Source organism: Candidatus Reidiella endopervernicosa, from assembly GCF_013343005.1.
Taxonomy (GTDB): Bacteria; Pseudomonadota; Gammaproteobacteria.
Map to the genome: position 1 here is coordinate 1566224 of NZ_CP054491.1, position 25191 is coordinate 1591414.

General features: G+C 53.1%; 25 protein-coding genes. 17 read left to right on the plus strand and 8 right to left on the minus strand.

All coding sequences use genetic code 11. From position 1 onward, the window contains the following. The first annotated feature begins 332 nt into the window (after window positions 1-332). Both HUE57_RS08795 and HUE57_RS08800 read left to right on the plus strand, forming a co-directional pair. Window positions 333-572, plus strand: a complete 240-nt coding sequence (locus HUE57_RS08795; protein ID WP_135622458.1) for a hypothetical protein — start codon at window positions 333-335, stop codon at window positions 570-572. Window positions 573-709: 137 nt separating this feature from the next. Further along, entirely contained in the window at window positions 710-1702 is a 993-nt protein-coding gene (locus tag HUE57_RS08800; protein WP_174673030.1) for an aKG-HExxH-type peptide beta-hydroxylase, read from the plus strand. A gap of 59 nt (window positions 1703-1761) precedes the next feature. Here the strand turns inward: HUE57_RS08800 and HUE57_RS08805 are convergent, their stop codons facing one another. From HUE57_RS08805 to gloB, 6 genes are all read right to left on the minus strand, one after another. Beyond that, the gene (locus tag HUE57_RS08805) at window positions 1762-2892 is read right to left on the minus strand and encodes a metallophosphoesterase (RefSeq protein WP_078484764.1); all 1131 of its coding nucleotides are present in this window, start codon (window positions 2890-2892) and stop codon (window positions 1762-1764) included. Between the two features lie 104 nt (window positions 2893-2996). Then, complete coding sequence (locus HUE57_RS08810; RefSeq protein WP_078484763.1) at window positions 2997-3365, minus strand: hypothetical protein; 369 nt, start codon at window positions 3363-3365, stop codon at window positions 2997-2999. 8 nt (window positions 3366-3373) lie between these two features. Then, window positions 3374-3835, minus strand: a complete 462-nt coding sequence (locus HUE57_RS08815) for a cyclic nucleotide-binding domain-containing protein (RefSeq protein ID WP_078484762.1) — start codon at window positions 3833-3835, stop codon at window positions 3374-3376. 74 nt (window positions 3836-3909) lie between these two features. Beyond that, window positions 3910-4269, minus strand: a complete 360-nt coding sequence (locus tag HUE57_RS08820) for an ankyrin repeat domain-containing protein (protein WP_172840364.1) — start codon at window positions 4267-4269, stop codon at window positions 3910-3912. A gap of 4 nt (window positions 4270-4273) precedes the next feature. Beyond that, the gene (locus HUE57_RS08825) at window positions 4274-5953 is read right to left on the minus strand and encodes a lytic transglycosylase (protein WP_078484760.1); all 1680 of its coding nucleotides are present in this window, start codon (window positions 5951-5953) and stop codon (window positions 4274-4276) included. A gap of 7 nt (window positions 5954-5960) precedes the next feature. Beyond that, window positions 5961-6734: a hydroxyacylglutathione hydrolase gene (gloB, locus tag HUE57_RS08830; RefSeq protein WP_078484759.1), complete on the minus strand. Its 774-nt coding sequence runs from the start codon at window positions 6732-6734 to the stop codon at window positions 5961-5963. Window positions 6735-6826: 92 nt separating this feature from the next. On the opposite strand from gloB, the gene HUE57_RS08835 reads away from it, so the two are divergent. From HUE57_RS08835 to dnaQ, 3 genes are read left to right on the plus strand one after another with little or no spacing between them, the layout of a single operon-like run. After that, on the plus strand, window positions 6827-7567 hold the full coding sequence (locus HUE57_RS08835; protein WP_172840363.1) for a class I SAM-dependent methyltransferase: 741 nt from the start codon (window positions 6827-6829) through the stop codon (window positions 7565-7567). Beyond that, window positions 7557-8003, plus strand: coding sequence for a ribonuclease HI (rnhA, locus tag HUE57_RS08840; protein WP_078484779.1), 447 nt, complete (start codon window positions 7557-7559; stop codon window positions 8001-8003). The genes HUE57_RS08835 and rnhA overlap by 11 nt, the downstream gene beginning before the upstream one ends. Before the next feature lie 10 nt (window positions 8004-8013). Beyond that, window positions 8014-8721: a DNA polymerase III subunit epsilon gene (dnaQ, locus tag HUE57_RS08845; protein ID WP_078484757.1), complete on the plus strand. Its 708-nt coding sequence runs from the start codon at window positions 8014-8016 to the stop codon at window positions 8719-8721. 2 nt (window positions 8722-8723) lie between these two features. Here the strand turns inward: dnaQ and HUE57_RS08850 are convergent, their stop codons facing one another. Beyond that, on the minus strand, window positions 8724-10064 hold the full coding sequence (locus HUE57_RS08850; RefSeq protein WP_078484756.1) for a sigma-54 interaction domain-containing protein: 1341 nt from the start codon (window positions 10062-10064) through the stop codon (window positions 8724-8726). Window positions 10065-10365: 301 nt separating this feature from the next. Here HUE57_RS08850 and HUE57_RS08855 point away from each other — a divergent pair, with 301 nt between their 5' ends. From HUE57_RS08855 to HUE57_RS08880, 6 genes are all read left to right on the plus strand, one after another. After that, entirely contained in the window at window positions 10366-10761 is a 396-nt protein-coding gene (locus HUE57_RS08855) for an SCP-2 sterol transfer family protein (protein WP_078484755.1), read from the plus strand. A 52-nt stretch (window positions 10762-10813) separates the two neighbouring features. Next, complete coding sequence (locus tag HUE57_RS08860) at window positions 10814-12262, plus strand: efflux RND transporter periplasmic adaptor subunit (protein ID WP_078484754.1); 1449 nt, start codon at window positions 10814-10816, stop codon at window positions 12260-12262. 121 nt (window positions 12263-12383) lie between these two features. Beyond that, window positions 12384-16577: an efflux RND transporter permease subunit gene (locus HUE57_RS08865; protein WP_174673031.1), complete on the plus strand. Its 4194-nt coding sequence runs from the start codon at window positions 12384-12386 to the stop codon at window positions 16575-16577. A gap of 685 nt (window positions 16578-17262) precedes the next feature. Beyond that, a complete protein-coding gene (locus HUE57_RS08870) occupies window positions 17263-17892 on the plus strand; it encodes a chromosomal replication initiator protein DnaA (protein WP_078483294.1) in 630 nt (209 codons plus the stop codon). A 194-nt stretch (window positions 17893-18086) separates the two neighbouring features. Continuing rightward, a complete protein-coding gene (locus HUE57_RS08875) occupies window positions 18087-18482 on the plus strand; it encodes a sulfur globule family protein (RefSeq protein ID WP_078483293.1) in 396 nt (131 codons plus the stop codon). A 105-nt stretch (window positions 18483-18587) separates the two neighbouring features. Then, window positions 18588-19370, plus strand: coding sequence for a hypothetical protein (locus tag HUE57_RS08880; RefSeq protein ID WP_078483292.1), 783 nt, complete (start codon window positions 18588-18590; stop codon window positions 19368-19370). A gap of 1129 nt (window positions 19371-20499) precedes the next feature. On the opposite strand, the gene HUE57_RS08885 is transcribed toward HUE57_RS08880, so the two are convergent. Beyond that, a complete protein-coding gene (locus HUE57_RS08885) occupies window positions 20500-20694 on the minus strand; it encodes a hypothetical protein (RefSeq protein WP_174673032.1) in 195 nt (64 codons plus the stop codon). Window positions 20695-20780: 86 nt separating this feature from the next. Here HUE57_RS08885 and HUE57_RS08890 point away from each other — a divergent pair, with 86 nt between their 5' ends. The 6 genes from HUE57_RS08890 (at window position 20781) to HUE57_RS08915 (ending at window position 25163) form a co-directional block, all read left to right on the plus strand. Then, complete coding sequence (locus tag HUE57_RS08890; RefSeq protein ID WP_135622108.1) at window positions 20781-21092, plus strand: hypothetical protein; 312 nt, start codon at window positions 20781-20783, stop codon at window positions 21090-21092. Window positions 21093-21167: 75 nt separating this feature from the next. Beyond that, window positions 21168-21800: a nucleotide-binding protein gene (locus HUE57_RS08895; RefSeq protein ID WP_078483291.1), complete on the plus strand. Its 633-nt coding sequence runs from the start codon at window positions 21168-21170 to the stop codon at window positions 21798-21800. A gap of 19 nt (window positions 21801-21819) precedes the next feature. Then, on the plus strand, window positions 21820-22698 hold the full coding sequence (locus HUE57_RS08900) for a tetratricopeptide repeat protein (RefSeq protein WP_078483290.1): 879 nt from the start codon (window positions 21820-21822) through the stop codon (window positions 22696-22698). Window positions 22699-22795: 97 nt separating this feature from the next. Further along, entirely contained in the window at window positions 22796-23293 is a 498-nt protein-coding gene (locus HUE57_RS08905; RefSeq protein WP_078483289.1) for a methyl-accepting chemotaxis domain-containing protein, read from the plus strand. A gap of 46 nt (window positions 23294-23339) precedes the next feature. Then, window positions 23340-24788, plus strand: a complete 1449-nt coding sequence (locus HUE57_RS08910; protein WP_078483288.1) for a dynamin family protein — start codon at window positions 23340-23342, stop codon at window positions 24786-24788. A 120-nt stretch (window positions 24789-24908) separates the two neighbouring features. After that, window positions 24909-25163 (plus strand): hypothetical protein, encoded by a 255-nt coding sequence (locus HUE57_RS08915; protein ID WP_078483287.1) that lies wholly within the window; start codon window positions 24909-24911, stop codon window positions 25161-25163. The last annotated feature ends 28 nt before the right edge of the window (window positions 25164-25191 follow it).

A 25191-nucleotide genomic window follows, 5' to 3' on the forward strand; every position in this document is an offset into this window, starting at 1 on the left:
ACGTTTCGGCAGTGGAGTGTGGGCGAGAGGTTTCCGTTGACCACTCATCTATTTGAAGACCGTAAATTTTCTGAATTACTTTATCGACTGCTGTGAAATCGACCGTCTCCGGACAATCGAAAGAGAGAAAGATCTGGGTTTCGAGTTGACGTAAACCGGACTTGTAGCCGTGGACACTCTGGTTAACCATGGTTTTGTGTTTTCAAGAGGGAAAAAGCCTATAAATAGTAGCGTGCATGTGGTGTGGTGATGAAATTGACATGTTCTGGCTAATTTGTTCATATGCTAACCTGATTTGCCTAATTACAATAGTTTTTACCAAGGGGGAATGTATGGTCAAGGATGTTATTCTGGATTCAAATAAATTACTGGGTTTTAAAATCTTGGGAAAGAGGGATTCGCTCGACGCTGTCGAATTTGGAGCCAAGATTGCAAAACCAGTCACTGCTAAAACCGCAATGGGCGCGAAGATCGGAAAGGCGCCACCAGCCCCTCAGCTTGGCGCAAAGATTGGTAAGGCTCCATCTTCAACCACTCTGCTCGGAGCGAAAATTGGTAAGGCACCTCTCTAGCAATTAAATTGGAAACAGTGTCAGAAATTGGCGTGCTACTTAATTAGCGGCTTATTACGGTAAGCACACAATAGTCGTCGTGATAGAGTAGGAACCGATCGCCTTACTGCGGTCGGTTTTTTTATGGTGAATGACTAATGACTATCCACTTCTCCTTCCTGCCCGATCCCATACGCGCCAGGGCTATTGACAGCAGAATGCGTCAAGGTTTGGCAGATAGCCTTAATTATGTCTCCGGTGAACTTGGCAAGCAGGTTGGAAAATCGCTCGATGGCGTGGATGAGTTGGTTGCTGCAACCAGTCGTGGTGCAGTCTATCCACCCTCTACTTTTGGACTCTATTACGAAATAGTTTCGGCTGTGATGGAGGATGGACATCAAGCGGCGGAAACTCTGATCAATGAGTTGCAGTCAGAACGTAAGCTGGACGGCAATGAATTAAATGTGACCACTCTGGGTGGGATTGAATCTATCTCAGTTCAGAAACGCTATCAGCGGTTAATGGATACTGATCCCAATACTCCCTTTACGATACTTTCACCTGCTGGTGAGGAGGCTGATGACCTTGTTTCTCAGTTCAAGTCTGGTCATAGACGGCTTCGTGAGACCATTCCAGTGCTGGCAGATGAGTTCGAGTCGTTGGTGAAAGAGGTGGTTCTGGTTGTCGGTGATGTCGAATCGAATGGGTATGACTTTGCCGGTGGTTCCAGTTATATGCTTTGGGGGGCGCTCTTTATCAATGCCGAGCGACATAAGAGCGATGTGGCCTTGATTGAAGCGATTGCACATGAGAGTGCGCATAGCTTTCTGTTTGGTATGACCTACGACGAACCGTTGGTCCTAAATGCGGATGACGAACTTCTTCAGTCGCCACTTCGCGATGATCCCCGACCAATGGATGGAATTTACCACGCGACCTTTGTATTGGCGCGCATGCACTGGGCAATGTCGGCATTGATCGATTCCGGGAAGCTACAAGGTATCGAATTGGATGAAGCAAAAGCGGCGCGGGAGCGTGATCGCATTAGCTTCTTTGATGGATACGGAACTGTTAGCGAATTCGCAAAGATGAGTGAGACAGGTCATGCGTTGATGGAAGGTGCGTACAGTTACATGGAGCCCTTCCAGTAGGATTGGTTGTTCAATGGGCAAACAGCGAATGTTGTGGAGAAACGGCCTGCCGTCGTTGCTTACCCGGCTGAAATAATGATGTGGCTGATCTCGCTAGGAGCGAGTACACGCAGTGGCGGTCCCCAGTAACCGGTTCCCCGACTGACAAAAATCTGTCTGCGTGCATCGTGTCGGTGCAGTCCGGCCAGATAGGGTTGATCGATCATCACCAGAAAGCCGAAGGGAAAGATCTGGCCTCCATGGGTGTGGCCGCTGAGCATCAGATCGAATTGATGCTCTTTGATCAGGTTAATCCCTTTGGGCTGGTGACAGAGCAGGATGGTCGGAATATTCGTATCAACACCATCAAACGCCCTATCAAAATCTAATGGCAGTGAACCAATGCGTTCGCCAATGACATCGTTTACCCCTACCAGATTAAACTGCTGGCCACTCTTCTCAATCACTTCGCTCTCATTAAGTAGCGGCCTGATGCCGAGTGTGCGTAGATATTCGATAACGGGTTCAGCGCCGTGGAAATATTCGTGGTTGCCGAGAATAAAGTAGCAGGGGCACTGTAGGCGTTGCAGCGGCTCAAGGTCCTGTCGGATATCCTCAAGTGGCAGATCGATTAGATCGCCGGTTATTACAACCATGTCGGGATGCAGTGCGTTGGTGCGCGCTACGGTCTCCTCTATAAAGCCCCGTTTTATCGTCCGTCCTACGTGTACGTCACTGAGTTGCACAATAGAGTAGTTGTCGATTGGGAAGTCTTTGATCTTTACCTCAACGCTGTTAATTCCTGGTGCCTTGATGCCCTGTGAAAATCCGCGTAACAGATAAGCAGTAGCGGCTATTAACATGGTGATGTCGAAGAGTATTTTGATGGTGCGACGGCGGCCCTGGTCGAAGGGAACCCGTCTCGAGGTGGTGATGGTCAGATCGTAGATCGTCGCGATGACAAAGAGCATGAAGGTGATGCCGATGAAGGCGCTGTTGATCATGTAGAGTAGAGGTGACTGGGCCAACAGGTCGAGTACACGGTCGAGCATGAAGAAAATTTCACCCGCCATCAGGGTGATGGGGATAATGGCAGCATATTGGCTGAAGTGGGGTGAGAGTTTTTTGAAAAAACGTCGATAGATATAGAAGTTAGCCGCTGCCATGACCAGCAGAAAGATAGAGGCAAAAATGATAAGTCGTAGTGGCATGGCGTGATTGGAGTCTTTTGTTGATTGGAGTGGGCGTGCTAGTTGTAGGGCGTTTGATCGGTGTCAGGTTCTACACCCGATGGTGACATTGGCGCAGTTGTCGACTAGCAGCCACCATCCCCGCCACCTCCACAGTCGCCACCACCCTCTCCGCCAGTGCTATCGCCGCCACCAAAGACAGAATCACTGCTAATAATGCCGTTGGCGTGGAGCCACCAGAAGAGATAGATAATGGAGGCGAGAAGTAAGAGCGGTGGCATAAGAGCCTTAAAGAGTGAGGTGCTACCGAGATCAAAAAAGTGGATGGTGGTGTAGCCAGCAGCAATGGCGATAAAACCCTGGAACCAGAAAAGATAGAGCAGACCGCCCAGAGCAGCCAGCGGGATCAGTAATGAGTAGAGCGGGTTGTCGGCACTAAAATCGCCATATATTGCAGCGACAACAATAAAAAAAATGGCCCAGAACTGTTTCATGATATCGGCTAGATATTGGTGTTCCAGAGCAGCTGTTTGATCAGGCTGTCAGACTGTTCTAGTCGTTGTGCGAGGATAAGTGCAATACGATGTAGTACCTTGAAGCCGATCTCTGCATCCTTAGTCAATATATTCATCAATGCTTCACCATTGATGCGAATCGCATCAACATCACCACGACATCTGACCGAGGCGGTACGTTTGCATCCGGTCAGTAGGGCAAGTTCACCGTAGAGGTCTTTATCTTCCTTTGAGAGCACCACCTCGCCGCTAATCATGTTGGTGTCGTTGGAGACGATCTCAACAGTGCCGGAGAGCAGCAGATAGAAGTCGCGGTCGATGTGCTCCCCTTCACAGATAAGGAACTCACCGTCGTTGAGTGCAACGATCGAGCAGCAAGGCATGATGCTTGCGATCTGGTCGGCGGATAGATCCTGAAAACAGCTCGAGTGCTCCAGCTCTTCAAACATGATCGACTCTCCCTCTGGTACATGACAATGGCTCGTGCTGCGAGCGCTTGTTGAATGGATGACTATAGCCGCGATTATCTAACCGTGCCTCCGCGAGATTTCAGGTAGCGGATCATTTCGGTTTTTTCGTGAGTGGTTGCCAGTCGTAGTGGGGTGGAACCCTTCTTGGTCAGTGCGTTTACATCGGCTCCGCGGGCGACCAGTAGCTTAGCGACATCGACATGGCCCTTAAACGCGGCCCAGTGGAGAGGGGTTGCACCTTCACTGTTGCGCGCATCGACCGGTTCTCCCGCTTTAATCAGGGCGATCACCTTGTTTGCATCGCCGCGCATGGCCGCATCGTGCAGTGGCGGCTCATCGTAGGGGCTAGGACCACAGGCGCTAAGCACCAGTGTTGTAAGCGTTATTAACAGGGTGCGAAGGACTCCCTGCATCGGTTTAGATGTTGCCTGACTGTTGGGTGACATCAACGTAGAGGGTCAACTTCTGCCCAGGCTGCAAATACTTCTTCTTGTTGATCTTATTCCAGCGCAGCAGATCCTTCACTGAGACGTTGAACTTGTTGGAGATGCGAGCCAGAGAGTCGCCACTTCGCACGGTATAACGTACCGAGCGGATGCTGGCTGGAGGGCGACCGTTGCTGCTGGCTACCTTGTTTGATGATTTTGGCTTAACCCAGACCACCAGCTTCTGGCCGAGACGCAGGGTGTCTCTGGGTGCCATGTTGTTCCACTTCGCCAGCGCACCTGAACTCACTCCATACTTGCGAGAGATGTCCCACAGAGTGTCACCCTTGCGAACGATATGGTGCTGCTTGGAACCTTTGCGTGGCCGATTTTGTTTACTTGCCAGACGCTGTTGGGCGCTGAGGGTGTAGTTGTTGAGTGAACGGGTAGCGACGGGAATGATCAGGTACTTGCCGGCGCGAATGTTGTTACCCTTGATGTCATTGACCTTGCGAATTAGGTCGACGCTGGTCGAGTGGCGTTTGGCGACCTTGCCCAGTACGTCGCCATTGGCGATCTTGTAACGTTTCCACTTGATCCGTTTCTCTTTCGGTAGCTTGGCCAGCTTGTCGCTGAACTGCGCGGCGCGATTGCTTGGAATCAGTAATTGATGGGGACCACTTGGGTCGGTTGCCCACTGGTTGTAGGCGGGATTGAACCAGTAGAGCTCATCCATGCTGAGTCCGGCGAGGTCGGCAGCGAGTGCCAGATCGATTTGACCACCCGTCTCGATAATCTCGAAGGCGGGTTTGTTGGCGACATTGGGCAGATCGATGTTGTAACGACTGGGGTTCTTGAGTACCGCACTGATAGCAAGCAGTTTGGGTACATAACCACGCGTCTCTTTCGGCAGGTCGAGGTTCCAGAAGTCGATCGGTTTACCTGCCTTGCGGTTCTTGCGTACCGCCTTATTCACGGTTCCGCCACCAGAGTTGTAGGCAGCGAGTGCTAGCAGCCAGTCGCCATCAAAGCGTCTGTGCAGCGACTGCAGGTAGTTGAGTGCGGCATCGGTTGAGGCGATGACGTCACGACGACCGTCGTACCACCAGTTCTGTTTCAGACCGAAGTGCTTGCCGGTGCCGGGGATGAACTGCCAGAGTCCGGCGGCACGACCGTGGGAGTAGGCAAAGGGATGGAAGGCGCTCTCGACAATGGGTAACAGTGCGATCTCATTCGGTATGCCGCGCTTTTCGGTCTGCTCCAGGATGTAGTGGAGATAACGATCGCCGCGATCGAGCACACGTTTGATATAGCTGGGGTGGCGCTGGTAGTAGCTAATTTCACTGCGCACACGTGACTGTTTCATGCTCGCATTGAGTGCGTAGCCGCTACGCAGGCGCGGCCAGATCGAAGGGCCACTGCGGGTAGCCTGTTTATATCGTGGCCTCGTCTCTGTTTTGAAAGCGGTGGTTGCAGGGATCTCGGTGCTGACGATCGGCTCACCCCTGGTCACCTGAAGTGCGGCGATCACCTCTTCGGAGAGGGGGATGGCACGGGTCTCGTTGCTGTTGGTCTGCGACTTGGAAGCGGCAACGGATGATTTCTGTTGTTGGCTGGCGCAGGCGGTAAGGAGCAGGGTGCTGAGCACCAGCAGGGTAATATTCTTGTTCATTGTTCTCTTAATCCAGTTCATCTTTCCATTGGCGCACAGTGGCAAAGACCTCAGCACCCGATTGTAACGAATGACCGGCGTGCTGTTCTGCGGCGGCGATCACAGTGTCGACATCGCTGCGCAGGAACGGGTTGGTCCGCTTCTCCAGGCCGATGGTCGAGGGGACTGTTGCCAAATCGTCGCTGCGTAGTCTATCAGTCTCGGCAACGCGTTGTTGCAGTTCGCTATTTTCTGGCTCGGCAACCAGGGCAAACTTGAGGTTGGCCTGGGTATATTCATGGGCGCAGTAGACCCGCGTCTCTTCGGGCAACGCAGCAAATCGACTCAGGGCCCGGTGCATCTGTTCAAAGGTGCCCTCGAAGAGGCGACCACAACCGCCGGTGAAGAGAGTGTCACCGCAGAAGAGCGCGTCGTGGCCGTAGTAGGCGATGTGCCCTCGGGTGTGACCGGGCACGTCCATAACGTTCAATGTGGTGTCGATCTGCTCGAGTATGACGTTGTCACCCTCACTCAGCGGCTGGGTGAGAGCGGGTATCCGTTCTCCCGCTGGGCCGTAGACCGGGATCTGATAGCGACTGACCAGCTCGGTGACCCCCCCGGTGTGGTCACCGTGGTGATGGGTGATCAGGATCGCAATCGGTTGAATGTTATGTGATTCCAGATGATCGATGACAGGATCTTCGTCACCGGGATCGACGATCGTCGCAAAACGGCGCTTCTCGTCCTGAATCAGCCAGATGTAGTTATCTTCAAAGGCGGAGATGGCATCAATTATGGGCATCCGGGTATGGTGACAGCGCACCCGAAATGGGTCAATCAATGTCCGACTGTTTTGCTATCCAGTTTGAGCCTCTGATCAGTTATTCTTGCCCTATGAGTAGAACGCGACTTGCCGAGTGGTTTCGTGGAGTACCGGGCCGTTTTGTGCGGGCCGAAGAGCGCCATCATCTCGATCAGCTGTTACCCAATCTGTTTGGTTACCACCTCGCCCTGATCGGTTCGGTTGGGGATGATGATGAGCTGTTACTGACTAGCCGCGTGGCACATCATATCGTGGTCGATCCACTATCCGATGGTGATGACCGCTCTGCGGTTCACGCCGCTGCCGATGCGCTCCCCTTTGGTGAGGGGAGTCTCGATGTGGTACTGCTGCTGCACACCCTGGAGCTGGAAGAGAATCCGCATGAGGTGCTACGCGAAGTACTACGGGTGCTGGTTCCAGAGGGTCATGTGGTGATCACCGGCTTCAATCCCTGGAGCTGGTGGGGCGTGTGGCGTCTGCTGCGCCGCCACCGTGGCGAGGTGCCGTGGAGTGGACGCTTTATCAGTCAGACGCGGATTCGTGACTGGTTGGCGCTGGTCGGTTTCGAGACGGTCGATACCCGCTGCTTCTTTTTCCGCATGCCGCTTGGTAGCGAGCGTATAATGGCGCGCACAAATTTTCTGGAACGGTTCGGACCGCGCTGGTGGCCGATATTCTGTGGCGTCTATGTGGTGGTGGCGCGTAAACGTGTCTCGACCCTGACGCCGATTCGTCCCCGCTGGCGCTCACGACGACGCATGCTCGGCGGAGTGGTCGAACCGACAACACGTGGAGTACAACGTGGCAAATAGAGTAGAGATCTACACCGACGGCGCCTGTCGTGGTAATCCGGGCCCGGGTGGCTGGGGCGCACTGCTGCGATTTGATGGCAATGAGAAACGTCTGCACGGTGGTGAGCGTGAGACGACCAATAATCGTATGGAGATGATGGCCGCGATTATGGCATTGGAGACGCTGACACGTTCCTGTGAAGTGTTGCTGACCACCGATTCTCAGTATGTAATGAAAGGCATCAACGAGTGGATGGTTGGCTGGAAAAAGCGCGGCTGGAAGACGGCGGCTAAAAAACCAGTAAAAAATGTCGATCTTTGGAAACGACTCGATGCTGCACTCGCTGCTCATCAGGTGGAGTGGCAGTGGGTGCGGGGTCACACCGGTCATCCCGAGAACGAGCTGGCCGATGATCTGGCCAATCTGGGTATCGATGAGATGTTGGCAAAGGGCTAGGAGAGCATTAGTGAGACAGATCGTACTCGACACCGAGACCACCGGCCTTGAGCCGAGCCAGGGACACCGCATTATTGAGATCGGCTGTGTGGAGCTGGTCAGTCGTCGCCTCACCGGTAATAACTACCATCGCTACCTGCAGCCCGACCGTGAGATCGACGCGGGTGCGATCGAGGTGCACGGTATTACCAATGAATTCCTGGATGACAAGCCGCGCTTTCAAGATGTGGTTGAGGAGTTTGTCGACTATATCCGTGGCGCCGAACTGGTGATCCACAATGCAGCCTTCGACGTCGGCTTTCTCAATGCGGAGTTGAACAGGCTCGATGGCGATTGGCCGACGGTTGAATCCGTCAGTGGTGTACTCGACACGTTGAAGATGGCGCGTGACATGCATCCAGGGCAGCGCAACAGCCTCGATGCGCTCTGCAAGCGCTACGATATCGATAGCTCGCAGCGTACCCTGCACGGCGCGCTGCTTGATGCCGAGATCCTCGCCGATGTCTATCTGGCGATGACCGGTGGTCAGGTGACTCTGATGCTGGATGGGCAGAGCGAGAGTAGTGAGCAGGGCGGTGGAGAGGCGATTCGTCGTCTGGCTGCTGACCGTGAACCGCTAACGATACTCAAACCGACCGAAGCGGAGATGGAGGCGCATACAGCTTATCTCGATCTGATTCGAAAAAAGGCTGATGGTACCTGTCTCTGGGAGGATTGAGCCTACTTAATCCCCAGGCGCTGCATGCGTCTCCACAGCGTGGTGCGGTCGATATCGAGAATTTTTGCCGCCATCGCCTTGCTGCCGTTGGCGTGTTTCAGCGCCACCTCAATCTCACGACGTAGATTGGCCTGTTCCTGATCTTCTTCTGAAAGCAACGGTGTGCCAGCATAGTCACGAATATCCTGTGGCAGGCTCTCGATGGTGACCTCGTGGTCGAAGGAGCAGATGATGCCGTGCTCGACCGCGTTCTCCAGTTCACGAACATTACCTGGCCAGGGGTAATCCATCATCATGCGCATCGCATCGGGATTGCACTTCATATCAGCAGGGTAGCCGCGTGCCTCCATCTTTTTACAGAAGCTGACAAGCAGTAATGAGATATCACCTGGGCGATCACGCAGTGGTGGAACGCTAAGTGGAATGACTGCGAGGCGGTAATAGAGGTCGGCACGAAAGGTGCCATCGTCGACCATGTCACGCAGATTGCGGTTGGAGGCGGCCATGATACGCACATCGACCTTGACCGGGTGGTCGGCACCGACCATCTCAAACTCCTGTTCCTGGATCGCCTTCAACAGCTTTGCCTGCAGGTGGATCGGTATTTCGCTGACCTCGTCGAGGAAGAGGGTACCGTGGTTTGCCGATTGGAAACGCCCCGGGCGATCCTGATTGGCGCCAGTAAAGGCGCCTTTCACATGTCCAAAGAGTTCCGACTCGATCAGGCTTTCAGGTATGGCTGCACAGTTGAGTTCAATAAATGGTTGGTTGTGACGTTTGCTTAGGCGATGGATGCGACGTGCCAGTTCTGTTTTCCCGGTCCCCGATTCACCCTGGATCAGTACCGAGGCGTTGGTTGGGGCGATCTGTTCAATGCGCGCCAGGATTTCCAGCATCTGCGTGTCGCGGGTGACCATCTCATTATTGCCAGGATTAAAAACCGCCTGCAGGCGATGGTAGTCGGTGTGGTCGTGGATGATGGTCAGGCGTAGCTTCTCTTCGTGTCCAGTGGCGAAAACCATGCCACTGTTGATTTTAAGATGGCGCTCACCGCCCTCTTTGGCCTGGATCTTCTGATCGAATTCGACGAAGTTGCCACTCGGGCGACCGGCAGCGTCAGCCTCGCCCGAATCAATGGCTGCTTTAATCAGTGCGCGTTGTAGATTAATGCCGCCAATCTCCTTCAACTTTTCAATAGGCTCATTGGAGGCGAGGCCGAGCAGTTGTCCAGCGGCGGGATTTTGGTAAATCACGTGACCCATTGGATCTGAGATGATGACACCTTCATCGATATATGAAACGACTGATTCGAACAGAGCACCCAGGGTATCCTTCACGTTCATTTTTTATGGGGTCTCATTTGCTGGTGGCGGGTGGAAGAGTGTTGCATTGTCATCGGTGTTGCGCAACATTGCATAAGGGGTTCTGTTTGAATAATAAGCAAATAAATCATAATGATAGGGTTGATTATTAAATATAATCTGGAAAATTTGACTGCAACATTGCAGCACAAGCAGATAGCTTAATGTTAATATTAACAATGACTTACGTATATGGCAGAGAATTTGCTATAAGTTGGTACCGGTATTTGTTATAAAGTCAGTCCGGGGAAAGATTAACTAATTACAATGGGGGTTTGATCAGATGTCTGAAATGTTCTCTGAAGAGTGGATGGGTAAGTTCATGGAAGAGTGGAATAAAGAGCCGGATCTCTCTGATGCGCTTGCAAAAATTGGTTTTAATTCTGTCATAGCGTATGGTTTCGATGGTGATGATGCACCCAAGGGGTATATCTCCATAGAGAATGGCAAGGCGACAGCCGCCGGCGCATTTGATGGTCAGGATATAAATTGGGATCTTCGCGCAACCCCCGAGAATTGGGGAAAATGGATGAAGAAGCCACCGGGCATGATGGGGCTGGGAGTTGCCTACACTTCAAGAAAACTGAAATTCAACGTGGGTGATTACAGCGCCATGGTGAAAGATCCCCGTATGGCGACCCCCTTTATAAAGAGCTTTACAGTGATGGGCCGTGCCTGATCTGACTGAGCTGTCGCAGGGTTAATGCAAAGCAACGGAAACCACAATTAAGATGAAACTGAATCGATTTGTAATAAGTGCGCTGTTGGCAACTGTCACTTCGGCGCCTGCCACATTTGCGGCTGATGGTTATCAGTCTCGGTATGCGCCGGTAAGTGACAATCAGTCGACGGCACCACAATCTTCGTACAATACGCAGGGCTTTTACCAGACCCAAAGTGGTGCGGGGCAGGTGGGTGGTTATCGACCGCAGGCTGAGCAGACAGCTGCCAGTGGTACAAGCTATCCGGCGCAGACTCAGCAGACAAATGGATATCAGTTCCCATCGGCGCAGGCTGCCGCACCTGCTCAGGCGGCTGTGGCGGCTCCAGCCTATAACGCCGCGCCAGCCACAATCAGTAACGGCGTCGGCGGTGTGGTGGTTGTTGAAACGACCCAGACTGGGCCGACCGTGGTGCTAGGTGGCACGGTCGTTCCATATAAAGAAGTTACACTCGCAGCCCAGATTCCAGGGCGCGTAGAATTTATTGCCGGTGCCGAGGGCGACTGGTTCGAAGAGGAGCAGGTGCTGGTAGCGATCGATGATGACGATCTGCTGGCTCAGCGTCGACAGGTACTGGCGGAGATCGCCAATGCCGATGCGGCAATGCGTAATGCAAGAGTTCAGTACTCGCGTGAGCTCTGGTCGCCACAGTCGAAAAATATCAATCGTTCACCGGGCATGGGTATGCCTTCGATGTTCGACCAATTCTTCACTCGTCAGATGGGTAGCATGGCTGGATACGGTAATCCTGCTCTGGATCGTCAAGCCGATCTGCATACCTTCGGTACCAACATCAATCAGACTCAGAATCAGGCACTGCAGGCTCGTTCCAAGCTGGAAGAGGTTGATGCCAAGCTGCGTGATACTCGTGCCGTTGCACCGTTCTCCGGTGTGATCGTTAAGAAGCTGGTAGAGAGTGGTGACACAGTACAGCCAGGTAAACCGCTGCTGGTCTTCGCCGATACACGCTATCTGCAAATTCAGGCCGAGGTTCCTGCGCGACTGATGCCCGGGTTAAGTAAAGGCATGATGGTACCGGCGAAACTCGATGTGGGTAACACCCAGATCGAGGCACGTGTGGCTCAGATTTCCCCAATGGCCGATGTGCAGCGCCACACCGTGACCGTAAAGTTTGATCTGCCTGAGGGTGTGCCGGGTGGACCGGGTATGTATGCCGAGGTGCTGATTCCTGATGTGAACGTACCGACGCGAGAGCTGCCGATTATTCCTGCCACTTCCGTGGTTTACCGTGGCAGTCTGCCAGCGGTATTTGTAGTTAATCAGGAGAACCGGACCGAGCTAAGACTAGTACGTCTGGGTGAGTCGCTCGATAACCACACGGTAACGGTACTGTCAGGTATCAAAGAGGGTGAGATGGTATTGGTTAATCCACCTGCCGGAATGGCTTCGGGTTGGTCTCCAGCATCGCCTGCGCCTGGGCAGGAATCGCCACGTTAATTTGAGTTAATTGAGGTACAGCAGCCACGAAACACCTTGATATGGGGTGGTTTCACGACGGTGGGGGATTTGTTGTCGGGCGCTGTATTGGGTCGAACAATCAGAATAAAGCTGTGTAACGATGACTGAACAAGACGATAAAAACGTGTCACCGCCGGTATCACCGGTCGGCACTGAAGAGCATGTCGATCTCGGTATTGCGGGGCGAATGACCAAGGCGTTTATCCATTCGCCGCTCTCCCCACTGTTCCTGATCGCCTGTTTTGCTATAGGCATTATGGGGATATTCCTGACGCCGCGTCAGGAGGATCCGCAGATATCCGTGCCGATGGTAGACATCTTTTTTTCCTACCCCGGTGCGTCTGCTGAGCAGGTAGCGAGCCTCGCGACCGATCCACTGGAACGGATCATGAGTGAGATTACCGGCGTCAAGCATGTCTACTCCGCCTCGCAGCGTGGTCAGGGCATGGTCACCGTTGAGTTCGATGTTGGTCAGCAGATGGAGTCCTCGCTGGTCAAGCTCTACGACAGGCTTAACTCCAATCTCGATCGTATTCCTCCAGGCGTTTCCCAGCCGATGGTCAAGCCAAAGGCCGTTGACGATGTGCCTGTTGTCGCCCTCACGCTCTGGTCGGAAGATGTCGATGACAATCAGCTTCGACTGCTCGCACTGGATGTTTTGCAGCGCCTTAAAGAGGTGCCAGAGACCAGTCAGGGTCTTATTGTCGGCGGTCGTAGTGCGCAAATCCGTATTGAAGTATTACCTGAGCGTCTGGCCGGCTTTGGCATCAGCTTTGATCAGGTCGCCAATACGATTCGAACCTCTAACAGTGAGCAGGATGTTGGTGATACCGAAACGGGTGGACAGGTATTCCAGGTCTACTCCGGTTCTTTCCTGCGCAATGCAGAGGATGTTGCACAGCTAGTAGTAGGCACTCAGGGTGAGGCGCCGATCTATGTGCGCGACATAGCCAAGGTCACTGATGGTCCCGAAGAGACACGGCAACTGGTTAACTATTTCACCGGTCCTGCGGTAGCTGAGGGTGCGCCGATTGCCAATGGTGAGGCTGCAGTTACCCTTGCGGTGGCGAAAAAAGAGGGCTCCAACGGCGTAACAGTCGCCAATAGGGTGTTGAGTAAGGTTGAGGAGCTGAAGGGATCGTTAATCCCCGATAACGTTCACGTCGCTGTTACTCGCAATTACGGTGAGACCGCCAACGACAAGGTCAATGAGCTGATATTCAAGCTCTTTGTTGCAACGGGTGCCGTAACGGTTTTGATCTGGTTCTTCCTTGGCTGGCGTGCTGCCACCGTGGTGCTGGTGGTCATCCCGGTCGTCATTCTGGTAACCGTCTTCGGCGCCTATCTGCTCGGCTACACCATCGATCGTGTCTCACTCTTTGCGCTGATCTTCTCGATCGGCATTCTGGTCGACGATGCGATTGTTGTTATTGAGAATATCTATCGTCGCTGGCTGATGAATGGTGAGATAGACACCGATACAGCGGTCGACGCGGTACGCGAAGTCGGTAACCCCACCATTCTAGCAACCTTTACCGTGATCGCGGCACTGCTGCCGATGGGTGCAGTGAGTGGCATGATGGGACCCTACATGGCGCCGATTCCGGCACTCGGTTCGGTTGCGATCCTCTTCTCGCTGTTTGCCGCATTCATCTTTACCCCTTGGTTGGCAATGCGTATTCGCCCCTCTCTGGAGTACCTGCACGCTGCTCAGGAGCGTGAGCACAAGGGGAGCGAGCGTCTAGGCCGTCTCTATCACAAGATGATCGAGCCACTGACTACCAGTAAAACCAAGGGGCGTCTCTTCCTCTTCTCGATTATCGCGGTCTTTTTCCTCTGTTGTGCGCTCTTCTATACCAAGGGTGTGACGGTGAAGATGATGCCCTTCGACAACAAGTCGGAGTTCAACGTTGTTATCAATATGCCTGAAGGTACGGCGCTGCCCGTAACGGCCAATGTCACCTGGCGTCTGGCGGAGGCGCTACGTTCCATTCCTGAGGTAACGGCACTGCAGACCTACACGGGTACCGCTTCACCGTTTAACTTTAACGGTCTGGTACGTCACTACTACCTGCGTAAGAACCCGTGGGAAGCAGATATACAGGTAGAGCTACTTCACAAGCGCGATCGTGAACGCAGCAGTCATGAGCTGGCGCAGGTGGTTCGTGAGCTACTCACACCGCTTTCCACTGAACTGGGCGCACGGATACAGATCGTAGAGATGCCGCCAGGACCTCCAGTACTGCAATCTGTTGTCGCCGAGGTCTACGGTCCCGATGCAACTACCCGTCGTCAGGTGGCTGCCGATCTGACCCAGATCTTTGAACGTGCCAACAACGTTACTGATGTCGATAACTATATGCAGAACCCCTATGAAGTACTGCGTTTTGAGGTCGATACCGAGAAGGCAGTGCGCCGAGGTGTGTCGGTTGATGTAATTAATCGAAATCTGTCGATGGCTTTGGGCGGTTACAAGCTGGGTGATATTAAACAGCGCACAGTACTGGAGCCGACCTACATCGTCATGCAGGTACCGCTGGAGGCGCGTTCGCAGATGGGGCGTTTGGCCAATCTGCCTATCCCAACACAAGGTGGTAAGACGCTTCCGCTAGCAGAGCTGGGACGTTTTGTTCCGATCTACCAGGATCAGCCAATCTTCCACAAGGATCTGCGTGCGGTTGAGTACGTGACGGGTGAAGGCCAGGGGCGTCTTGGTGCGCCTATCTATGGCATGTTTGAGATTGAAGACCTGCTCAATGACTATGTCTCTCCTGATGGCGTGAAGGTGCAAAGCAACTACTTTGGTCCTCCCTCGAGCGATAAAAGCTCCGCGTTTGAATGGGGTGGTGAGTGGACTGTTACCTTTGAAACCTTCCGCGATATGGGGCTCGCATTTGGTGTCGCACTGGTGTTGATCTACATGTTGGTGGTGTGGGAGTTCGGCAACTTTACCCTGCCTGCTATCGTCATGGCGCCGATCCCGCTAACGCTGATCGGTATCATTCCAGGTCACTGGATCATGGGCGCTGAATTTACTGCCACCTCAATGATCGGCTTTATAGCACTAGCGGGTATTATCGTGCGTAACTCGATTCTGCTAGTCGACTTCACTAAGCATGAGATTCAGCGTGGTGTGCCGGTAATTGATGCGCTGGTCGAGTCGTGCCGTGTCAGAACACGTCCGATTGTTATTACCGCGCTGGCGCTGGTGGGCGGTTCATTCGTTATCCTATTCGATCCGATCTTCCAGGGTATGGCGGTCTCGCTATTGTTTGGTGTGCTGGTATCGACTCTGCTGACCCTGCTAATTATCCCATTAGGTTGTTATTCCGGTCGCAAGGCCTTCTGTCCTGTTGGCGCTGATGGTGCCAATGTCTCTTGTGATAATACTGAGGCGACTGAGGAAAAAGAGGAGCGTGGTGAGAGCCTCTTTATGAAGATCTGGCCTATTGTGGTCATGGCGATCTTTGCAATCAGAGCAGTATTTATCTTCATCTGGATGGGGTTGCAGTCACTCTTCTCTATGGTGATGGGACTGTTCCGAAGTAAAAAGAACGAGTCGGGTGGTAGTGAACCTCCACCATCAACACCATCTCCTTCTACACCAAGTGGCGGTGGCGGATCAGCTGATGTAGACATCTCAGTGACTGAGAAGGCAGCAGCAGAGAAGGCTGAAGCAGAGAAGGCTGAAGCAGAGAAGGCTGAAGCAGAGAAGGCTGAAGCAGAGAAGGCTGAAGCAGAGAAGGCTGAAGCAGAGAAGGCTGAAGCAGAGAAGGCTGCGGCAGAGAAGGCTGCGGCAGAGAAGGCTGAGGCAGAGAAGGCAGCAGCAGAGAAGGCTGAGGCAGAGAAGGCTGAGGCAGAGAAGGCTGAGGCAGAGAAGGCAGCGGCAGAGAAGGCAGCAGCAGAGAAGGCTGCGGCAGAGAAGGCTGCAGCAGAGAAGGCTGCAGCAGAGAAGGCTGCAGCAGAGAAGGCTGCAGCAGAGAAGGCTGCAGCAGAGAAGGCTGCAGCAGAGAAGGCTGCAGCAGAGAAGGCTGCAGCAGAGAAGGCCGAAGCAGAGAAAGCGGAAGCGGACAAGGTAGCTACTGAATCAGTCGAAATTGCAAAGCCCGCTATCAAGAAGGCCGCTCCGAAGAAAGCTGCTCCGAAGAAGAGTGCTGCCAAGAAGACACCGGTTAAAAAAGCAGCTGCAAAGAAGGCTCCAGCCAAAAAAGCCCCAGCCAAAAAGGCGGCACCAAAGAAGAGTGAAACAAAGTCGGCCGGGCAGAGGAGAAGACGTGGTATCCGTCTCAAATAATTCTGGTTTACGGACTCTTCTTCTGGACGATGCAAGGGGCTGTTGGGTGGTGCTGTTATGACGCTTAATAGAATAAAGAGGATTGTGATTGCTGCAGCGATGGTTTCACTTTCGCTACCCCTCTCTGCGGCGGTTGATGGCACACCGGTTAGCTCGGATGCTGTGGATGGGCATTCAGATGCCTCGACTCAATACGATGGGGTCATGCCTCCTCCAGGACCCTATCGTTCCATTTCTCTTGGCGGTGAAGCTGTTCCCAGCGCTACGTATCGCCCACTGGATGTGCCCTCTGGCTATGTGCCAGAAGCGCAGTCTCCAGGTGTAGTTGCTAACCGTGCCGCTCCAGCCACATCACCTGTGACGACTGCTGGTGAAAGAGCAGGGGAGGGTATGAGTCAGGCAGTACAAGAGGAGGGTGTGATTCCTCAGTGTGGAGGTTATCGAACGCCAGCTAGAGAGATCGCCCGCTATAATCGGGGGGTGGCCCCCGATCCACGTTGGATGCGCTATCCGCCAATGTGGAGTGGTCCGCGTCCGTCCTATGTTATCCCTAATCAGTGGGGAGCTGTGCGTAGGGCAATGCCAGCTAGAAACTATATGATGCCGCCGATGCCGTATGGCTATCGTATTCCTCAGAGAGGGTATGGGAACGGTTATTAATCTTAATTGATTTGCCGACTACTAGATGATGAACGGAGAACTGATCAAAAAGAGAGGCGTTGGATTGCTGGCCATTATTGGCTCGTTCTTCATCGTCGATACGGTACTGGGTTGGGGTAGCGAGCCGGAGCCTGAGAAAAAGGCTGCGCCTAAGCAGGCACAGCCTGCGCCGGTTTGGCAGGTCATCGGTGGAACTCGCGGCTGGAAGGGGGTGCCCGTTGAGCGACCAAGCCAGTATCAGCCTAAACAGCCTCAGTCTGCCCCATATTTCCCTCAAGAGCTGGATGAAACAGGCGTGAACCCCTGGTCTGTAAAGAGGCGTCCTGTTGAGTCTCAGCAACCGAAACAGTCACGTCCCTGGGGAGAGCTCCCTCCAACACCCAAAAGTGATTGGCGTGATGAAAAGCGGACCGAGCGTAGCGTTCCTGAGAGATCCCAACCCAGAGTGATGCAAAATTACAATCCGGCTCCAAGTTGGGGCTATGCAAACCGAGGCTATTCAAATCCAGGTTATGCAATGCAGTACCCCTATTCAGGAAATAGTTGGGAGACGGGGAACCCATTCTCCAACGGAATGTGGTCGCCCTGGAGTGGTTCTGGAAATAGTTTCCCCTGGGGTAATGGAAACGGCGATTGGCCGTTTATGGGTTTTTGATGCTCTTGTTTGCAAAGTAATGGGTTTAACAGGAGTTTGAGTAGGATTTGGATAAGTGTCGTGTTTATTTCACGGCTTATCCTGATGATGATGAGCGAGAGGCCTCCTGCGTTCATTAGCTTTAAGCACGATAGGGGGTAGGTAGAGACAGGATGATCCTGTTAAAACTCAACTTATATGTTTGGAGAATGGAAATGAAAAACCTGACTAAAGCACTCGTCCTGGCGGGTCTGATCGGCGCAGCTGCTGCCCCTCTTTCATCTGCGAATGCATGGTGGGGCGGTGGTCCATGGAATAACAACGGCTGGGGTAACAACGGCTGGAACAACAATAACAATGGCTGGGGCAACGGTAACGGCTATGGTGATGGTTCCGGTAGTGGTGACATGTCATTCTCAATGAGTGGCAGCGGTCGTGGTAATAGCAATATGTATAACGGCTATAACGGTTATAACGGTTATAACGGTTATAACGGTGGTTATGCTCCTTATGGCTATGGTGCTCCTTACGGTTATGGCGCTCCATATGGTGCTCCTTACGGCTACGGCGCTCCTGTCGCGGCTGCTGCACCGGCAGCGCCTGCACAATAAGTGGCCTGAAGCTGCATCGCATCTAGGTGCGATGCAGTCATTCTAATCTCCTGGTCTGACCGGGACCCTGTTTTTGAAGAAAATTCACCCTGTAAGCAGGTTGAGATGAATATCGAAAAGTTATCAAAAAGTTTATTGGCGGGTGTTCTGCAGTGTGTTGCACCGCTACTTTTCTGGTCTGTTTCAGGCCCCCTATTTGCGGCGGAGAGCATTGAGTTCTCGGCCGAGGCGGTACAGGTAATACCGCAGCGTCCCGAGATGCGGGCGAAGATGTATGTTGGCAGTGATAAGGTTCGAAGCGAGTATCTCTCCGCAAGCGGTGAGAGTGTTGCTGATATCTCCTATGTGAAGGAGGGGCGCAGGGTTATGTTGCTTACTGCGCAGAAGTCCTACATGGAACGCAAGGGTGGAAATGTTCCCTCAGCGATCGCGCAGCGCTCTTCAAATGATAATCCGTGTCAGGATGTTGAGAATGTTGCTTGTAAGCCATTAGGCCGCGAGTCGGTGCATGGACGTAGTAGTGTCAAGTGGGAGCTGATTTCAAACAATAAAGGGACCGTCGAACGTACACTGATGTGGCTAGATGAGTTGCGAATGATGCCGTTACGCCAGATCTATCCGGATGGTACAGTCTCTGAACTTCGGCTGCTCAAAAACGAGGATCTAAATGGTCGTGAAACTGAGAAGTGGAAGCTGACCGTGACCCGTTCTGACGGCCAGACGAGTCACTCCTTTCAGTGGTTCGATCTCGAATTAAAGATTTCTATCCGTGAGGAGATGGAGGGGGGTTACATACGTGAACTCCGCGACATCAAGGTTGGGCCGCAGCCAGTTGAGCTGTTTGAGATTCCAGCAGGATTTACGAAGATTACAAAGCCAAAGTCGTGATAACGAGTTTGCGCATGTCGCAACCAGCGACAGATAACGAGGAAATATTTGAAGTGAAAAGCTTAATAGTCAAGGTGATGGGTGCAGTAGCGGTACTTCCCATTCTCTGCTCGGTTGAAGCCGCTGCATCGGGTTACCCACCCGTACCGCCGATGCCGCATACCTACCAAATGCAACCACCACCTCCTCCGATGCCTCCACGTTTCATGACGCCACAGATTAGTGCGCCAGCCCCTTTTGCAGCACCTATGATGCATAACCCCATCGCCTTTCGTGCACCCCAGTGGGTACAGCAGCCGATGCCGCGTTACCGATCGCGTTTTTCACAACCTCCTCGTGGCAGCTATATGGCTCAGGGTCGGCCCTCGCATTCATACGGCCGTGTGAACTACCCACCTACCTCCTATCAGAAAGCGCCATGGCCGGTGCGTCCTGCACCGCAGATGGCACAGATGCCTCCGCAGCCCATGCACTTCTTCGGTGCGCCTCCGGTATCAAGAATGGCCAAATATCCACCGGCACAGCCTAATCGCACTGTGAGCGGCTGGAATCGTCCCGCCTGGCAGAGGCAGGCAAGAGCTCCTCTGGCCCAGCCGCGCTATGCCAACCCTTGGCAGAGGGCGAATCGCTACCCGGCACCTGCTCAGCAAGCGGTCTATCGTCCCTTGCAGAGAAGTAGTTTTCAGCAGGCCCGCTTCTCGCAGCCGAGTAGAAATTGGGGTATGAATAATCCGTACCCACGTCCTGCAGGACAACGATATGCACCTTGGCCAGTCTCTCAGCCACGCTATATTGCAGCGCCTCAACCGACTTGGCGCCAACCCGCTATGACAGCCTACCGCCGGCCGCTGCCCCCCCGTTGGCAGCAGAATCGTGCCTCTGCACCAAGCCAATGGCGCCGCACGGCAGCAGTTCATCAGAGAAAACCGGTTGTCGAACAGGTAAATCGTTATCAGCCCACGTTGGTAGCTGCAAATACTAATAGTTATGCACCAAGATCATTTCCGACGATTAGTCGCTGGAATCGCAACCCTTATAGCGGTTGGGGTGGTAATTAAGGGCAAACTTCCGCTGACCGCCATGGAGAGCGAAGTGAGGGCGGTTAGTCCCGATAGTCGACGCCGTCTGCCTATTCGTAGTTGAGAGCGCGAGCGGACGACGAAGAAGATGCAGCAGCGGCTTTATGTCGGCGTAGAGTCACTGAGGGAGTTGTGTAGAGCCGCGAAGAGGTGATTACGCAACGTACGCAGGACGGTCGGAGCGCCGTAGGCATAAACGGTCGCGTTAGTATTTGCCGCTTGCTTGGGCTTGATGCCCAAAACAAGCTTCCGCAAAAATAGCGACTCCCCGGTGATGTTGTAGTGGGGGAGAGGATTGAGGCGCTGGCGAATTAACTTGTTGGGTCTTTTGTTGCTTCTTTCGACGGGTGTTGAAGCCTGGCAGGGGGTGCCGAACTACCCCTACATGCCCGCCTATAGAGGGGGGGTGGTGAATCCCTACCCGGCGCAGATGGGTTATCCGCGTTGGGGGTATCCGAACAGTGTCAGGGGTATGAGTCCGTGGCGACAGCCTTGGAGTCCAGTGAACTATTACGGACCGTGGGGATCGATGCGCGGCGCGGTAAATCCCAACGGTGATTTCTGGGTGAATATCACGGTGAGTGGTTCGCTTTCGACGTTGATGAATGAGTTGATGCTCTACTCAGCGCTACAAGGTTATTAAGTTACAGCAGTTTGGTGGGGTTTGGATGGATGGAGTCGAAGCCCTAAGGCTTGAGGAAAAAGGTAGCAAACGATAATGATAACGGTAATTGCTAATCTTAAAGGCGGCTCTGGTAAGAGCACGATCACATTTAATCTTGGTATCTGGCTGGCTACCAAGGGACAGCCAGTGGTTGCATATGATCTAGACCCTCAATGTACCTTGCTGGATGTGGCAGAGGTGCGGCGTGAAGATGGCCATGCACCACCCTTTCAGGTCTACCAGACAGAGAGCAACATCACTGACAACCTTCGTCACCACAATGGTGAGGTGCTGGTCGATGTGGGTGCCGCCAATCTTGATGCGATGAAAGAGGCGCTGATCACTGCTAACAGAATTGTGATTCCGGTACCGCCGAGTCAGGCCGATGTCTGGGCCACGCAGCGTTTTCTCAATATTTTGAATGAGACTGAGGCAAACCACGCCACGGAGATTCTCGCCTTTGTTAACCGCGCCGATACCCACCATGCGGTACGAGAGTCGGATGAGACGGCTGAGGCGTTGAGAATGCTCCCGGGTATTGAGGTGATGGAGCACCGCTTGAGGCAGCGTACGATCTTCCGCCGCTCCTTCAGTGAAGGATTGGCAGTGTTTGAATTGATGCCTGGTTGTAAATCAGCCGTTGAGTTTGAGGAGCTGGCGACCGCACTCTACCCGCAGTTTGCCTGATAGAGAGAAAGAGCCCCAAATGATGAAATTTTTTCGCTATATGTTGAATTATACTTTTCTTGCGGCACTGCTAATTGCAGGCATTGTGGGCTATTTCTATCGTGAAGAGCTCTATCCCGAGCTACAAAAGGGATTTGAGGCGATAGATGAGCAGGTACAACAGCAGGTAGAGGCGCTCAATGAGGTGGCAGGGGAGTCTGATAGCTCTGAGACCGTAATAACGGGTAGTGAAGGGGTAGATAAGGTATCATCTGAAAAGGTATCCGCCTCAAATGAAGTTAAAGCGACGGCAGTGACGCTGCTTGAGCAACCGGCAGTTCCTGAGGTGGCAAACGTTGAAGAGGTCAGCAGTGATCTGAAACCAGCGGCGACTGAGACTGTTACAGATGAGCCTGATGTTGAACCGCCTGTTATTGAGGTAAAGAGCCCAGTAGATCAGCTGGTTGAGTCTCAATCCGAGGCGCAAGCCACACCTCTGATCGAGGCGTCATCTGAGGCAAAGGTCGATGATGCAGTCGTGTCGACGGTAGAGATTGAGAGCGTTCCCGGTGGTGAGGAGAAGCAAAATACGCAACCAGGGATAGCCTCCTTGCAGGGTGCTCGGAACGCCTTCTGGCAGGGTGAATATGAACAGGCTGAAGAGAGTTACAGACGCCTTGCAGAACAGCAACCGAGAAACCCAGATGCTATCGGCGAACTGGGTAATCTATACTTCGCACAAGGGCGCTATGAAGAGGAGGCAGCTGCTTACAGTAAGGCGGCCGATCGACTGGCAGAGATAGGACACATGGGACAGGCCATGCACTTGGTGAAAGTGCTGTATGGGTTGGCCCCTGAAAAGGCGAAGGATCTCGAACAGCGGCTCATGGATCGGGTCAAGAAGGGTGATAATAATTAGCGCTTAACCGGACTGCATTGAGTCGGAGCGCACGGGGCGAGGCTCTGTATTGAGCAATAAAGTGATAAACGAACGAATTTTTTAGGGGTAGATACCCATGGCCAATGAGCTAGCAGAAGGCGTAGAGGTAGATGTACCGGGACCCGCACTGAAAGGACCGGCGGATTGTGAAAACTGTATGGCAACCAGTGTTGAAAGACTCACTGGTATATTCGAGGCAAGTGCACATCGCTGGGAGGTCATCGTCTATCCAGCACTGATCGCCTTTGTGATTCTTGCAGGTTATGGCTTCTACCTGATTTATAGTCTGACGCGTGATGTACAGACTGTTGCTGCTAACATGAATGCGATTTCAAATAACATGAAGGTTGTGACCGTGCACATGCAGGCAGTTTCCGACAATATGCATGAAATCCGCGGCACAATTGATCGTCAGGCGAATTCAATGGACGATGTGGTAACGCATATGTCGCAGATGAATCATACGATGCGGTTAATGACCGGCTCGGTTGATCTAATGCGTCGTGATATCGGCTCAATGAATTACAATGTATCTAAGCCCATGAACTTTATGAATAACTTTGTTCCCTGGTAGCAGGTGACAGTTAGATTCGTAGTTATTAACGGCGGGGATATTGCGCATGTTTGGTGCGAGTAAGAAAGTCAGAAAACGTCTCAAGAGCCTCGAGCAACACCTTAAGCAAGAAAATCCAATGTTGGTCTCGGCGGTCAAGAGTTACCGCCAGCTCGACAGTGTTGGTTATGCGATGGGGCTGCTTGATGCCGATGACTCCTTCACTACCCAGATTCCCTGGTGGCCGCTGATCTCGATCCTCGGTACCTTCTCGGCTGGCAAATCGACTTTCATCAACCACTATCTAGGTCATCGCCTGCAGTCGACTGGTAATCAGGCAGTTGATGATCGTTTTACGGTTATCTGCTACAGCCGTGATAACGCCTCACATGAGCTACCAGGTGTCGCACTCGATGCCGATCCGCGTTTCCCCTTCTATCAGTTCAGCGAAGAGCTCGATAAGGTTGAAGAGGGCGAGGGGCGCCGCGTTGATGCCTATCTGCAGCTCAAGACCTCGCCTGCCGATGTAATGAATGGCATGATTCTGATCGATTCACCCGGATTTGATGCCGATGCGCAGCGCACCGGCATCCTGCGCATCACTGATCACATCGTCAGTCTCTCCGATCTGGTGCTGGTCTTTTTTGATGCCCGTCATCCTGAGCCCGGTGCGATGCGTGACACGCTAAAACATCTGGTTGCCAGTACGGTTAATCGTGCCGATTCAAGTAAGTTTGTCTATGTGCTCAACCAGATTGATGCCACTGCGCGTGAGGATAACCCTGAAGAGGTGGTCGCTTCCTGGCAGCGCGCGCTGGCTACGGAAGGTCTGACCGCCGGTCGCTTCTTTACCATCTACAATCCCGATGCAGCGGTTGCTATCGAGGATGACGATACACGCAAACGCTTTGAAGAGAAGCGAGACCATGATCTGGCCGATATGCATGAAAGAATGCGTCAGGTTGGTGTTGAGCGTGCCTATCGAATTATCGGTGCGCTTGAGAACACTGCCTACGAGATCGAAGATACGGTGGTGCCTAAACTGCGTGAGCAGATCAAACTCTGGGCGCGACATGTGCTGTGGTGGGATCTTGGTCTCTATCTCACGACGATTGCGATACTCCTGAGTGGCACCATTAAGGCGGGTTACTGGAATGGTTTCACGTTTGCACCGCCGTGGCTGGAATCGTTCACGACTTCGACTGCCTGGCAGATCGTCGTCTTTGCGCTGGGCGTCACTGTCGTGGTTGGCACGCACTTCCTATCGCGTCACCTCTCATTCAAATACCTCTATAAACGTTTTGCACGTAAGCTCGGCAGCGGTATCTCCAGTGAACGGCTGCTGCGTGCCTTCCGTGCAAACACCCGTCCCTGGCGTAGTATCTTCTCGCCTGAGCCGATGGGGTGGGGCTGGTTAAGCAAAAAACGGATGCGCACCATTCATGAAGAGGCTGATCGCTACGTACAGAGCCTTAACGATCGCTTTACCAATCCCTCAGGTGGCGATCGCGACTGAGTCGAAAGGTGTGCTGTTTCCTTCTGAGTTAGTGCCTTCCCCCTGTGTCAGGTGCGTGAAATGGACATGCCTCAGTGCGCATGTAGAATGACGACTCCATTTCTTTTTGAGTAGCAAGCAATGAGCGATATCCCTCTCCAAATCTCTTCTCAGCTGGTCAACGATGTTCAGTCCGTGATTTCCAAGGCCGACCCTCGTGCGCACGATCCGAGTGCAACCATGCAGTATCTGGCCGCTATTATTGGCATTATCCTCGGCAACCGCCCCGCCACCGAAGAGGAGAAGCAGGCCTATATTGACCAGCTCAGCGGCTTCATTAAGCGCGTTGTTGATGATGTTGATGGTCAGCGTCAGGAACCAGCTGCAGAGGAGTAAGCTCTACTCATGCGGCGGTGGTGAAATT

Coding starts and splice junctions, on each gene's coding strand:
- HUE57_RS08795 (WP_135622458.1), top strand. CDS start 333: ATGGTCAAGGATGTTATTCTGGATTCAAATAAATTACTGGGTTTTAAA.
- HUE57_RS08800 (WP_174673030.1), top strand. CDS start 710: ATGACTATCCACTTCTCCTTCCTGCCCGATCCCATACGCGCCAGGGCT.
- HUE57_RS08805 (WP_078484764.1), bottom strand. CDS start 2,892: ATGCCACTACGACTTATCATTTTTGCCTCTATCTTTCTGCTGGTCATG.
- HUE57_RS08810 (WP_078484763.1), bottom strand. CDS start 3,365: ATGAAACAGTTCTGGGCCATTTTTTTTATTGTTGTCGCTGCAATATAT.
- HUE57_RS08815 (WP_078484762.1), bottom strand. CDS start 3,835: ATGTTTGAAGAGCTGGAGCACTCGAGCTGTTTTCAGGATCTATCCGCC.
- HUE57_RS08820 (WP_172840364.1), bottom strand. CDS start 4,269: ATGCAGGGAGTCCTTCGCACCCTGTTAATAACGCTTACAACACTGGTG.
- HUE57_RS08825 (WP_078484760.1), bottom strand. CDS start 5,953: ATGAACAAGAATATTACCCTGCTGGTGCTCAGCACCCTGCTCCTTACC.
- gloB (WP_078484759.1), bottom strand. CDS start 6,734: ATGCCCATAATTGATGCCATCTCCGCCTTTGAAGATAACTACATCTGG.
- HUE57_RS08835 (WP_172840363.1), top strand. CDS start 6,827: ATGAGTAGAACGCGACTTGCCGAGTGGTTTCGTGGAGTACCGGGCCGT.
- HUE57_RS08850 (WP_078484756.1), bottom strand. CDS start 10,064: ATGAACGTGAAGGATACCCTGGGTGCTCTGTTCGAATCAGTCGTTTCA.
- HUE57_RS08855 (WP_078484755.1), top strand. CDS start 10,366: ATGTCTGAAATGTTCTCTGAAGAGTGGATGGGTAAGTTCATGGAAGAG.
- HUE57_RS08860 (WP_078484754.1), top strand. CDS start 10,814: ATGAAACTGAATCGATTTGTAATAAGTGCGCTGTTGGCAACTGTCACT.
- HUE57_RS08865 (WP_174673031.1), top strand. CDS start 12,384: ATGACTGAACAAGACGATAAAAACGTGTCACCGCCGGTATCACCGGTC.
- HUE57_RS08870 (WP_078483294.1), top strand. CDS start 17,263: ATGATGAACGGAGAACTGATCAAAAAGAGAGGCGTTGGATTGCTGGCC.
- HUE57_RS08875 (WP_078483293.1), top strand. CDS start 18,087: ATGAAAAACCTGACTAAAGCACTCGTCCTGGCGGGTCTGATCGGCGCA.
- HUE57_RS08880 (WP_078483292.1), top strand. CDS start 18,588: ATGAATATCGAAAAGTTATCAAAAAGTTTATTGGCGGGTGTTCTGCAG.
- HUE57_RS08895 (WP_078483291.1), top strand. CDS start 21,168: ATGATAACGGTAATTGCTAATCTTAAAGGCGGCTCTGGTAAGAGCACG.
- HUE57_RS08900 (WP_078483290.1), top strand. CDS start 21,820: ATGATGAAATTTTTTCGCTATATGTTGAATTATACTTTTCTTGCGGCA.
- HUE57_RS08905 (WP_078483289.1), top strand. CDS start 22,796: ATGGCCAATGAGCTAGCAGAAGGCGTAGAGGTAGATGTACCGGGACCC.
- HUE57_RS08910 (WP_078483288.1), top strand. CDS start 23,340: ATGTTTGGTGCGAGTAAGAAAGTCAGAAAACGTCTCAAGAGCCTCGAG.
- HUE57_RS08915 (WP_078483287.1), top strand. CDS start 24,909: ATGAGCGATATCCCTCTCCAAATCTCTTCTCAGCTGGTCAACGATGTT.